Below are 10,994 nucleotides of genomic sequence, written 5' to 3' on the forward strand. Positions count from 1 at the left end.
GGGCGATCAGGCCAGCTTGCCGACCGCGCCTTCGAGCAGCGCCCAGGCCTCGGGGCCGAAGCGGCCCTTCCATTCGCCGTAGAAGCCCGAATCGCGCAGCTTGGCGCGGAAGCTGTCGGCCGTGGGGCGGTTGATGGTGAGGCCCTTGGCCTGCAGGTCGCCGACGACCGACTCGTTGAGCTTCCTGATGTCCTCGCGCTGCTGCATGCCCGCGTCGTTGATGGCGCGCGAGACGATGGCCTTGAGGTCGTCGGGCAGTGCGTCCCAGGCGCGGCCGTTGGCGATGAACCAGTAGCCGTCCCAGATGTGGTTGGTGAGCGAGCAGAACTTCTGCACCTCGAACAGCTTGGCGACCTGGATGATCGGCAGCGGGTTCTCCTGCGCATCGACGATCTTCGTCTGCAGCGCGGAATAGACCTCGCTGAACTGCAGGCTCGCGGGCGCGGCGCCCAGCCCCTTGAACATCGAGATCGACAGCGGGCTCACCGGCACGCGGATCTTCAGGCCGTCCATGTCCTTCGCGGAGGTGACCGCGGCCTTGCTGCTGGTGGTCTGGCGGAAGCCGTTGTCCCACATCTTCTCGAAGGCATGGAGGCGCGACTTGGCGATGGCACCGCGCACATGCGCGCCGAGCTTGCCGTCCATCGCGGCCCAGACCTGGTCGTAGTCGTTGAACGCGAAGCCGACGGCATTGATCGCCGCCACCGGCACCAGCGTGGCGATGACCAGCGCCGAGGGCGTGAAGAACTCGATGCCGCCCGAGCGCACCTGCGCCAGCATGTCGGTGTCGCCGCCGAGCTGGTTGTTCGGAAAGATCTTGATCTCGACCCGGCCCTTGGTTTCCTTCGCGATGCGGTCGGCCGCCTCCTGCGCGCGGATGTTCAGCGGATGGCTGAGCGGGAGGTTGTTGCCGTACTTGTACGAGAACTCCGCAGCGCGCGCGAGGCGCGGCAGCGCCGACACGATGCCGGCGGCGGGGAGGGCGGAAAGCGTGCGCAAGGCACTGCGGCGGGTCAGCGATGTCATGTTTTGTCTCCAGGATCTTCGGAATGCTATTGATGCAATCTGATGCATCATTGGATTCGGGCCACAGCGAAGATAGAAGGATGCATGATCCGGGTCAAACTTCGATCTGATGGTTTTTGATGTATGCGGGATAACCCTTCACCTCTTTCGCCCCCTGCGTCCTCCGCACCCGCCGATGCACGGCGCGCGCGCGTGGTCGACATCGCCCGTGCGGCGCAGGTGTCGACCGCCACCGTCGACCGCGTGCTCAACCGGCGCCCCGGCGTGCGCGACGCCACGGTGCAGCGCGTGCTCAAGGCCGCGGGCGAGCTCGACTACCTGCCCGGGCCCGAGCTGTATGCGGCGCTCACGCCGCCGCCGCTGCGGCTGGTGTTCCTGCTGCCGGCGGGCACCAACCGCTTCATCCGCATGCTGGGCGACATGGTGGGTTACTCGCAGGAGCATTGGGCGCCGTTCAACGTGCAGTGCCGCACGGTGTTCATCGAGAGCTTCAATCCGCACGAACTGGCGAACGCATTGCGGCGCCACGGCCAGCGCTGCGACGGCATCGCGATGATGGCGCTCGAGCATCCGGCGGTGCGCGAGGCCGTGGCCGCATTGGCCGCGCGCGGGCTGCCGGTGGTCACGCTGATCTCGGACCTGTCGAACTCCGAGCGCGCCGCGTTCGTGGGGCTCGACAACCGGGCGGCCGGTCGCACCGCGGGCTACCTCATCGGCCGCTTCATCGGCGCGCGCGCCGCGAAGGTCGCGCTGATCGCGGGCAGCCTGAGCTACAAGGCGCACGAGGAGCGCGAGGCCGGCTTCCTGCATGTCATCGACGAGATGTTCCCCCGGCTCGAAGTGGTGGGCCTGCGCGAAGGCCAGGACGACGCCGGCAAGAACTACCGGCAGACGCGCGCGCTGCTGGAGCAATACCCCGACATGGGCGGCATCTACAACATCGGCGGCGCGTCGGACGGCGTGGCGCGTGCATTGAAGGAAGCGGGGCGCGAGCAGAAGGTGGTCTTCATCGGCCATGGCCTCACGCCCGACACGCGTGCGCTGCTGATCGACGGCAGCATGGACGCGGTGATCACGCAGAGCCCGCACACCACGCTGATGAGTTGCGTGCGGATCTTCACCAACCTGCGCGACAGGCGCGAGCCGCTCAGCGGCGTGGAGACCACGCGCAGCCAGGTGATCTTTCGCGAGAACCTTCCCTAGGCAGGTTGTGCGCTGCCGGCCGGCGCCGTCATGCGCTGCAGCAGCGGCTGCCGCGCCAGCACCGCATCGCGCGGGCCGTGGTCGAGCACATGGCCGGCCTCCATCAACAGCACGGTGTCGAAGCGGTCGAGCAGGCTCAGGCGGTGGATCGACGCGATCACGCAGGCATTCGGGAACGCGCTGGCGATGCGCTCGAGCACGCGCGCCTCGGTGCCGATGTCGAGCGCGCTGGTCGGCTCGTCGAGCAGCAGCAGCGAGCTGCCTTCCGCCGCCAGCACGCCGCGCGCCAGGCACAGGCGCTGGCGCTGTCCGCCCGAGAGGTTGAAGCCGCGCTCCGACACGGCCGTGTCGAGATCGCCGTGGTTCGCCTTCAGCACCTCGTCGAAGGTGCTGGTGTGCAGCGCCGCGAGCAGCCGCGCGTCGTCCGCCGGCTGGCCGAAGGCGAGGTTCTCGCGCACGCTGGCCTCGAAGAGTTCGGTCTCCTGCGGGATCAACGTGGCGAGCCGTCGCAGCTGCGGCCAGTCGACCGGCTGGCCGTCGAGCGTGAGCGTGCCGGCGTGCGGCGCATAGAGGCCGGCGAGCACGCGCAGCAGCGTGCTCTTGCCACCGCCGCTCGGGCCGACGAGCGCCACGCACTGGCCGCGGCGCAGGGTGAGGGCGACGTTGTGCAGGCCGCTGCGTGGCGGCTCGGTCGCATCGCCGACGGGCTCGCCGCGCGGTGTGTACTTCCATTGCAGCGCATCGACGCCGAGTTGCGCCCAGGTCGCGCCGGCGTCGATGCGCTCGCGCTCGGGCACTTGCTCGGGCGCGGTCGATAGCATGTCCCCCGAGGGCGCTTGCCAGATCGGCTCGGCGCTCGTGTAGTCGGTGTGCATGCGCGCGAAGAAGCTGAAGTTGGCCGCCACCGAGGTCACCACGCCGGCTGCCTGCTGTGCGTACTGGTAGATCATGAACACCGCGCCCAGCATCACGGCCTGGCCCGGCACACGCGCCTGCCATACGTAGATCACGACCAGGCCCCAGGTCAGCATCAGGCCCATCATGTCGACCGCGAACCACTTGCCTTCGTTCAGCACCACGGTGCGCTTGAGCGGCAGCGAAATGGCCGCCATGCGCCGGCGCAACAACAGTCGCGACGCGCCCTGCAGCCGGAGGCCGATCACGGTCGATGCATTGCCCAGGAAATCGAGCAGCGTGGCCACGTAGCGCCGATCGGCATCGTTCTCGGCGCGGGCCAGCTTCATCAGCGCGCGGTCGATGCGCACGATCACGAGGCCGATCAGCACATAGCCCGCGAGCGCCGTCATGCCGCTGGTGCGCGACAGCAGCGCGAGCGCGACCAGCGGGCCGACGAAGTTGACCGCATTCGTGAGCCAGATGAACTGGTTCTGCGCGAAATCGGCCAGCGCACGGCTGGCCTGGTGCACGCGGTGCTGCAGCTCGCCGGAATGGTGGCCGTCGTGCCAGGCCAGCGGCGCGGCGGCGATGCGCGCATAGAGCTTGTCGGCGAGCCGCTCGCGCACCTTCAGGCCGACATTGCGCTCGAGGATGCGGCCCGGGCCGTGCAGCGCCCAGGCGCCGACGTACACCGCGGCCAGCGTGCCGATCCAGCGGCCCGCGCCAGCGAACTCGCTGCGCTGCAGCGCGTTGATGGCCTGTCCCGCCAGATAGGGCAGCGTGAGGCGGATCAGCTGCGAGGAGGCGAGCAGGGCGGTGGCACCGAGCAACTGCCCGCGGGCGCCGGCCGCGAAGTGCCACAGCGCGGCATAGAGTTCGCGGATGGCGTTGCCGGGGGCGTTCTTCTCGGTCTCAGTCGGCATGCGTCGTCAGCCCGCTTTGCGGAATGTGAGGTTGATGCGGTGGCTGCCCAGCGCCGGATGTGGCTGGTCCTTGAGCGGCAGCACGCCGTGGTAGCGCAGCCGGTCCTCGCCGCCCCAGACCACGACGTCGCCATGCTGCAGCGGGATGCGCGCGGCCTTGTCGCCGCGCTCCAGCCCGCCGAACAGGAAGACGGCGGGCATGCCCAGCGAGACCGAGACGATCGGCGCTTCGTAGTCGCGCTCGTCCTTGTCCTGGTGCAGGGAGAGCCGGGCGCCGGGTTCGTAGCGGTTGACCAGGCAGGCATCGGGCGCGAAGCCGTCGAAGCCCGCTGCCGCAGCGGCCTCGCGGGCGAGGCGCGCAAACGATTCGGGCATGGCGGGCCAGGGCCGCCCGGTGTCGGGGTCGGTGAGGCTGTAGCGGTAGCCGCGGCGGTCGCTGGTCCAGCCCAGTGCGCCGCAGTTGGTCAACGCGACGGACATGGTGAAGCCGCCGGGCGTCACCATGTGGCGGAACGGTGCGCGTTCGGCCAGGGCGTGAATCGCAGGAAGGAGCTCATCAACGAAGGGCAAGGCGAAACCGGGGAGGACGAAAGCGCCGGGCCCGAGGGGTTCGCGCGCTTCGCGGAGTGGATCGTCGAACAGATCGAGCGTCATGGGAACATTGTGGCGTCGTGGACGAGTGCTTCAAACAAGAGCACGCCTCAAGACAACCCATCCCGTGAGTTTGCCTCCCCCGTGGCGCCTGACGCCACGGCCCTCGCGTCGCAGGACCGGCGCTAGCGAACGGTGGACATCACCGTCGCGCGGCACCGGGGCTGGTCACGGGGCTGCAGCAGGTTGCAGTTGTCCAGCGCGCGCTGCTGCATGTCGCTGAGCTTCGGGCGTTCCTGCTGGTACTGCGGCTGCCGCTGGTACTCGGGCACATAGACCGGCGCGGGCTCCTGCCAACGCTGGCGGCGCTCGTATTCGCGGCGCTGCTCGTGCTCCTGCCGCTCGTACTCGCGGCGGTCCTGCCGCTCGCGGTCATTCTGGAGCCGCCACATGCATGAATTGAAGTCGAGGCCCGAGCGGCCGCTGGCGCAGTAGCGGCGGTCGTTCTCGTAGGCGTAGTCGCCTTGGGCGAAGGCGGGAACGGAACTCATGAGGCCGAGGAATGCCAGGAGAGCGAGTTTTTTCATGATGAGTGGCCTGTTCTGTGATTGCCGTGTATCTGTGCAGTGTGAGAGGTCTGCCATAGGCCGAATGTAGCCGGTCGTCCTGAGCGCACGTAGGGTCGAAGCTGCCGGGGTTCACGCGACTGCATGCTCAACGTCCGTGAGCCGTGGCCAGCCGACGCAGCCGGGGCCGCGCGCAACGCTGCGTGGGTTCATGCATGACCCGTGGATGGCCGCATCCCATGAACATGTGAAGTAGTACCAAGGGATTCACTTATTGAAACGATCGGCCAAAGGCCTATGGTCAACCCATCATGGACACAGTGCGCCTCGACATTCACGTGCCGGAAGGCTGGGCATGCTGGATCGAGCTCGCCCGTACGCCCCATGGCACCTATGCGGGGTTCGCAGAGCTGAGCCACCAGGGCATTGCGCGGTGCGCACTGGTGATCACCCGGCAGTTGTCGTGGGAGGCGGCTGTGGAACGCGCGACGGTGCGGGCGGACCATTTCGTCCGGCAATGGATGCCGCAGCGGAGCGAGGCGCCAGGGCCCCGGGGCAACACTCGGTGGCCCGACATCGCGAGCACCGCCGTTCCCGGCGACGCATAGGCGCAATCCACGCGAAAGGCGCGAAAAGGGCGCTCCCGGCGCGGTGGCCCCCGCTCATGGTAGAAACCGCGAGCCGCGGAAGTCCCCTATTCCGCTTCGTGCGCTCGCCACACCTTTCTCGCTCCCATGTCTCACACCCCACAACGGGCTGAAAAACCGCGCGCCCGGTGGCAGGCGTGGTTGCTCGCCTGCCTTGCCGCGCTCTGCATGGCCGGTTGCGCCGGCTTGCCCACCGACGTGCAGCGCAATCCCTCGGTCGCCATTGCCGATGGCGCGGACACCGTGCTGGGCCGCCTCGTGAAGGCGGCCGCGCCGCCCGGCGAACCGCTGAGCGGATTCCGGCTGCTGCCGATGCCGCAGTTCTCGCTGCATGCGCGCATCGAGCTCGCGCGCCGCGCGCAGCGCTCCATCGACGTGCAGTACTACCTCGTGCAGAACGACGAGACCGGGCGCTACCTGCTGCGTGCCCTGCGCGATGCGGCGGACCGCGGCGTGCGGGTGCGCCTGCTGGTCGACGATCTCTACACCGCGGGCGCCGATTCGCTGTTCACCAGCTTCGCCTCGCATCCGAACGTCGAGGTGCGCCTCTTCAACCCGTTCCCGGCGGGGCGCGACCGTTTCGGCACGCGCTGGGCTGCGTCGCTGTTCGATTTCGACCGCGTGCACCGGCGCATGCACAACAAGCTCTACGTGGTGGACAACACGATGGCGGTCATGGGCGGGCGCAACATGGCCAACGAGTACTTCCTGCGCGACGGGGGGTCGAATTTCATCGACATCGACACGCTGGTGGCGGGTGCCGTGGTGCCAAGGCTGTCGTCGTTGTTCGACATGTACTGGAACAGCCCCTACGTGTACCCGATCGAATCGCTGGTGGCGAAGGGCAGTGAATCGCCGAAAGAGCTGCGCGAGCGTTTCGACCGGCTGACCGGCGGGCCCGAGGCGCTGCATCCCGAGGAGCCGGACTCCACCGACCTGCTGGGCAACAACCCGCTGGCCAAGGACCTGAATGCGGGCGCGCTCTCGCTCACCTGGGCGCGTGCCGAAGCCTATGCCGACGCACCGGCCAAGGCCCTCGCACCCACGGAAGAAGGGCGCGGGCTGCCGGCCGACGTGGCGACGGACAGCGTGCTCTACAACGTGCGGCGCTACCTGCGCGGCGCCCAGAGCGAGATCATGCAGACCACGCCCTACCTGATTCCCGGGCGCGGCGGCATGGAGTCGATCCGCATCGTGCGGGGCAACGGCGTGAGCTACAGCATCGTGACCAATTCGCTGGCCGCCACCGACGAGTCGCTGGTGCACATCGGTTACCGGCGCTACCGCGCCGAGATGCTGCGGCTGGGCGTCGAGCTCTATGAGCTGAGCCCCAAACGCGTGGAGCAGACGAAGCGCTTCGGCATGTACGGCTCCGCGAGCGGCCGGCTGCACGGCAAGTCGGCCGTGATCGATCGCAAGATCGTGTTCGTCGGCTCGATGAATTTCGATCCGCGCTCGATGCTGCACAACACCGAGGTCGGCATCTTCATCTTCAGCCCGCAGATCGCGCAGCAGCTCACCAGCCTGATCGGATTCATCCGGCTCGACGGCGCGTACCAGCTGCAGCTGGGGCCGAGGGGCGGCATCGAGTGGGTGAGCCCGGCGTCGGGCGACGCGGCCGACACCATCCTGCACACGGAGCCCGAGACGGATTTCTGGTCGCGCTGGAAGCTCGAGCTGCTGGCGCCGCTGGTGCCCGAGAGCCTGCTCTAGCGAACGGTCGAAGGGCGGACATCCTCAAAAGAGGGGATGGCGGGGATGGAAGGCTCACCGAAGAATCGCATCGCTCGTGTTACGAGTTGATTCTTTTGTTTGCTCTTTACTTCCTACCGCCATGAAAACCACCACATCGACCCTGGCCGCCCCCAAGCGGTTCCACAAGACGACGCGCACTGCCTGCGCCGTTGCGCTCCTGATCTCGTTGGGCGCCTGCGGCGGAGGCGGGGGTGGAGGAAGCGGTGGGTTCGCCGGCTTTCCTGTCGGGAGCGGCACGCCGGCGAGCAACCCGCCCGCCGGCGACCCGCCTGCCGCCGCGGTCACGTTCTCCGGAACGGCTGCATCCGGCCTTCCCCTGACCGGCACGGTGACCGTCAAGGACGCGAAGGGCGCCACGAAGACCGTGCCCCTCTCCGCGAACGGCGGCTACACCGTGGACGTCACGGGCATGACCGCCCCGTTTGTCTTCCGCGCCGAAGGCACGGTGGGCGGCCAGCGCACGGTGATCCACTCGGCTGCGACTGCCGCCGATGCGAACGGCACCATCAACATCACGCCACTGACCGACCTCGTGGTGTCGAACATTGCGGGCCAGCTGGCCGAGAAGTACTTCGACAGCGGGAGCTTCGGCACGCTGACGGCCGCCGAACTGCAGGCGGAATCCGATGGCCTGAAGGCCAAGCTGCTGCCGGTGCTGCTGGCGTTGGGCGTGGATGCGAGCATCGACCTGCTGCGCACCGCGTTCTCCCCGCTCTCCAGCGCGCTGGACAAGGCGCTCGACGTCCTGCGCGTGAACGTGGACCCCGCGACGAACGTCGCGACGATCACCAACATCGTCACCCAGCAGCAGATCGTCGACGACCTTGCCGTCAAGGCCGCCGCGGAAACCGCGGCCACGCCGCTGAGCGGCACCGGCATGGAAACGGCCGCGGACGACATCACGCTCATTCGCAAGGTGCTCTCGGACTTCGTCGGGAAATTCGCGAACGGATTGCCCGCGGCTGCCGAGCTGACGCCGCTGATGACGAGCAGCAACCCCGTGACCGGTGGCTACAACTTCCGGTCCTCCGACCAGAACGGGACCGACTTCGCCAACGAGACCGCGGCCGACATCAACCTCGTGGGAGCCAGCTTCGCGGATGTCGTCATTCGCAGGATCAACTACACCATCGATGCCAACAACCTGAGCCCGCGCGCCTTCGTCGATTTCACGCACCGCGACAGGAACGGCGTCGCCTTCAGCAACAACCAGAGCATGCAGATCGTCAAGGGCACGGACGGCACATGGCGGCTGCGCGGCGACGGCCGCGTGCTGGACCTCAATCCGCACGTCCAGGCCATGAAGGACAACGCGACGGGCTGCGTGACCACGGGCTTCCAGTTCTCGATCCAGGACCACAACACGGGCAACAGCGGCAATGTCGCCACGGTGGTGGTCACGGGCCCCGGGCTGCCCGCCGGCGGCGTGCGCCATGTCCGTCCGCCGTCGGGCGGCTACTGGCCCATCCAGGGCGGCGACGGCAGCAACTTCCACTACCTGGCGTCGAACWGCAGCGGCATCGTCACGGCAGGGCTGGCCGAAGACGCGATCTCTGCGATTCCCGCGAATGCCGAGTACACGTTCACTGCCCTCGACAGCGGCGATGCGGTCGCCCAGTTCAGCGGATTCGACATCGTCTACAAGCAGCGCTTCCACGCCCGGCCGCTGACGCTGGCAGAGGCGGCGGCCACGGCCTACCCGGCCTTCACGACCTCGGCGCCTTTGGCCTCGTACAACGGCGGCGGCGACTTCACCGTCAGCGCCACCGGCCTGAACCCCGGCTTCGCGTCGGAGTTCTACCTGAGCCTGAATGACGGGACGAACCGATTCGAAGACCAGGCCGACATCGCGCCGACGACCGCGGGCGCCGCGTCGAAGACCTTCAGTTTGCCGGCCGTGTCGGGGCCGTCGGTGTTCCGCTACATGTTCGTCAGCACACGTGACGCCGGCTGGCGCGAACTGGTTCTCCGCCAGCAGTAAGGACTCGGAGCCTCGCGGGCGAAACCTGCAGCTGCTACTGCTGCAGGCGCCCGTTGAGGTACGGCTCGGGATCCACGGCGGTGCCGTTCTTGCGGATCTCGAAATGCACCTTCACGCGGTCGGCGTCGCTGCGGCCCATCTCGGCGATCTTCTCGCCCTGGCGCACGACCGCGTTTTCCTTCACGAGGATGGTCTGCGCATGGGCGTAGGCGGTGAGGAAGGTGTCGTTGTGCTTGACGATGACCATGTTGCCGTAGGAGCGCAGTTCGCTGCCCACGTACACCACGCGGCCGTCGGCCGATGCGACGATGGGGTCGCCGAGGCTGCCCGCGATGTCGATGCCCTTGTTGCGCACGCCATCGAAGCGGGTGATGGTGGTGCCGCTGGCGGGACGGATGAACAGCGCCTGCCGCTGGGCCGGCGGCGTGACGGCCTGCCCGGGCCGCACGGAGGGTGCGGGCGTGGTACAGGCCGCGAGGGCCGCGGCAACCAGCGCTGCAGCGCCGGTACGGAAAAGAAGAGTCTGAAGGTGCATGGCGCTGTTGGAACGGATTCGTTGCGGAGGGTTCCTGCGGTCTGGCACGTCGGGCGCGCCGTGCGGCAGATGCTAGCAAACTCGCACCCTCCTTCCTGAAGGGGGCGAACGCGAAGGGCTATCGCTATTTCAGCGGAATCGGCGTGCCGCGGTCGATGGGCACGGCCGTCACGCTGTTTTTCGGCGATCCGTCGATCAGCAGGTCGGAATAGGTGAGGTAGACCAGCGTGTTGCGCTTGGCATCGACCATGCGCACCACGCGCAGGCGCTTGAAGAGCACCGAGAGCCGCTCGCTGTAGACCTCCTCGCGCTTCGGCAGCGGCTGCGTGATGCTCACCGGGGCGACCTGGCGGCAGGCGATGGAGGCCTCGGCCTTGTCTTCGGCCACGCCGAAGGCGCCTGCCAGCCCGCCGGTCTTGGCGCGCGAGACATAGCAGGTCACGCCGTTGACCTTGGGGTCGTCGTAGGCCTCGATCACGATCTTGTGGTCGGGGCCGATGAGTTTGAAGGCGGTGTCGACATCGCCCACCGTTTCCGCCCTGGCCACGGATGCCGCCAGCGCAAAACCGAGGCTGGCGCCGCAGAGGAGGGTGGCGCGAAGTGTCTTGTTCATGAGGTTTGTCAAACGATGCTGAGTTCGTGCACGCGGTCGAAGCTGCCGCGGCGGCGGTCTTCGAAGTAGTGCTCCAGCGCCTGGCGCACGGTGCGGAAGGCGATTTCTTCCCAGGGAATCTCTTCCTCGGCGAAGAGCCGGGCCTCGATGGTCTCGTGGCCCGGGTCGAAGCGGTCGTCGAGCAGGCGGGCGCGGTAGAACATGTGGACCTGGCCCACGCGCACGACGCTGATCACCGCGAACAGGCCTTCCATCTC

General features: G+C 67.9%; 11 protein-coding genes. 4 read left to right on the top strand and 7 right to left on the bottom strand.

The features are described 5' to 3' along the window. Positions 1-6: 6 nt before the first annotated feature. Positions 7-1,026, bottom strand: coding sequence for a TRAP transporter substrate-binding protein (locus AC1DXX_RS26430; protein ID WP_478137181.1), 1,020 nt, complete (start codon positions 1,024-1,026; stop codon positions 7-9). Between the two features lie 123 nt (positions 1,027-1,149). Here AC1DXX_RS26430 and AC1DXX_RS26435 point away from each other — a divergent pair, with 123 nt between their 5' ends. Continuing rightward, complete coding sequence (locus tag AC1DXX_RS26435) at positions 1,150-2,229, top strand: LacI family DNA-binding transcriptional regulator (protein ID WP_478137182.1); 1,080 nt, start codon at positions 1,150-1,152, stop codon at positions 2,227-2,229. Here AC1DXX_RS26435 and AC1DXX_RS26440 read toward each other — a convergent pair. The 3 genes from AC1DXX_RS26440 to AC1DXX_RS26450 form a co-directional block, all read right to left on the bottom strand. Next, positions 2,226-4,049: an ABC transporter ATP-binding protein gene (locus tag AC1DXX_RS26440; RefSeq protein ID WP_478137183.1), complete on the bottom strand. Its 1,824-nt coding sequence runs from the start codon at positions 4,047-4,049 to the stop codon at positions 2,226-2,228. The two genes, AC1DXX_RS26435 and AC1DXX_RS26440, sit on opposite strands and share 4 nt — an antisense overlap. A 6-nt stretch (positions 4,050-4,055) precedes the next feature. Further along, positions 4,056-4,703: a DNA oxidative demethylase AlkB gene (alkB, locus tag AC1DXX_RS26445; protein WP_478137184.1), complete on the bottom strand. Its 648-nt coding sequence runs from the start codon at positions 4,701-4,703 to the stop codon at positions 4,056-4,058. A gap of 122 nt (positions 4,704-4,825) precedes the next feature. Further along, the gene (locus AC1DXX_RS26450; protein ID WP_478137185.1) at positions 4,826-5,227 is read right to left on the bottom strand and encodes a hypothetical protein; all 402 of its coding nucleotides are present in this window, start codon (positions 5,225-5,227) and stop codon (positions 4,826-4,828) included. Between the two features lie 290 nt (positions 5,228-5,517). On the opposite strand from AC1DXX_RS26450, the gene AC1DXX_RS26455 reads away from it, so the two are divergent. The 3 genes from AC1DXX_RS26455 (at position 5,518) to AC1DXX_RS26465 (ending at position 9,589) form a co-directional block, all read left to right on the top strand. Beyond that, complete coding sequence (locus AC1DXX_RS26455; RefSeq protein WP_478137186.1) at positions 5,518-5,814, top strand: hypothetical protein; 297 nt, start codon at positions 5,518-5,520, stop codon at positions 5,812-5,814. 126 nt (positions 5,815-5,940) lie between these two features. Next, complete coding sequence (locus AC1DXX_RS26460) at positions 5,941-7,566, top strand: phospholipase D family protein (protein WP_478137187.1); 1,626 nt, start codon at positions 5,941-5,943, stop codon at positions 7,564-7,566. 121 nt (positions 7,567-7,687) lie between these two features. Continuing rightward, a complete protein-coding gene (locus AC1DXX_RS26465) occupies positions 7,688-9,589 on the top strand; it encodes a hypothetical protein (RefSeq protein WP_478137188.1) in 1,902 nt (633 codons plus the stop codon). Between the two features lie 34 nt (positions 9,590-9,623). Here AC1DXX_RS26465 and AC1DXX_RS26470 read toward each other — a convergent pair whose 3' ends face one another. The 3 genes from AC1DXX_RS26470 to AC1DXX_RS26480 form a co-directional block, all read right to left on the bottom strand. After that, on the bottom strand, positions 9,624-10,124 hold the full coding sequence (locus AC1DXX_RS26470) for a murein hydrolase activator EnvC family protein (protein WP_478137189.1): 501 nt from the start codon (positions 10,122-10,124) through the stop codon (positions 9,624-9,626). Positions 10,125-10,248: 124 nt separating this feature from the next. Beyond that, complete coding sequence (locus AC1DXX_RS26475; RefSeq protein ID WP_478137190.1) at positions 10,249-10,737, bottom strand: CreA family protein; 489 nt, start codon at positions 10,735-10,737, stop codon at positions 10,249-10,251. A gap of 8 nt (positions 10,738-10,745) precedes the next feature. Beyond that, a partial coding sequence (locus tag AC1DXX_RS26480) for an NUDIX hydrolase (RefSeq protein WP_478137191.1) occupies positions 10,746-10,994 on the bottom strand: 249 nt, incomplete at its 5' end.

It is taken from the genome of Variovorax sp. P4_B10 (assembly GCF_056402375.1).